The 770-nt window shown below is 54.8% G+C and carries 1 pseudogene; it reads right to left on the reverse strand.

The features are described from left to right. Positions 1-308: 308 nt before the first annotated feature. Positions 309-770 (reverse strand): annotated as a pseudogene (locus BSU04_RS31290) (hypothetical protein); the annotation flags it as partial.

The following is a 770-nucleotide window of genomic DNA, read 5'->3' on the forward strand; positions in this document are numbered from 1 at the left end:
CCATACATATGTGCCATAGACAGTTTGCGTCCTGCCTGTTAAGCGGTGTAGGCAGGGGTGACATTTCAACCCTCAGATGCGTTTCAATAGGTTCGTGTTCCTCAACCGTCCCACGCTCAGCCTAGAGACTCATCTCGGCGTAACCACTTCGCCTCAAGCCCCGTTTCCCACGGACTACGTCACCTTGCCAGTGTCAGCAAGTCACCGCCGCTTCGGCTCACTTCTTCTCGCAGCAGAAGAAGGGCATGTTCCTGGTACTGCCACATCAACTTCGCCAGGTAATGCATTCCAAACATGCTCAAGCAGCTTCACCCCCGTATGGGCGGGCTACGCTGGCTGGGCGTACGATAAGAGTTGTCAGGCACCCAATGCTGCGATCGCGGGTTGAGGTTAAAAGCCTGGGTTTCTTCGGATCCATCGCTTCCGCTTTGCCACGGGAACATCGCTCCTTTATACCCAGCGGCCGCAGCGGCTGCGCGCGCCTCATCCAGGCGTCTATAGCGGTACATCAAGAGCGATCGCGTGATTTCGGGCAAGCGATAGTTAAAAAACGGAAAAATGAACAACTCGTCCCAAAAGATATGTCCTTGGTACCCTTCGCCAGTCCATCCCCTCGCCGGCACGCCAATGTCGAGGCCGATCGAATTAGGCGAAACGGCCTGCAGCAAGTGAAACATATTGAAGCGCAATAGCATCGACACATTTAACTTAAAGCTCGGGTCAGCCGGCTCAATGCAGACGTCGAAGCGCTCCCATAGGTGTTTCCAGGT

Source organism: Caballeronia sordidicola (genome assembly GCF_002220365.1).
Classification (GTDB): Bacteria; Pseudomonadota; Gammaproteobacteria; order Burkholderiales; family Burkholderiaceae; genus Caballeronia; species Caballeronia sordidicola_C.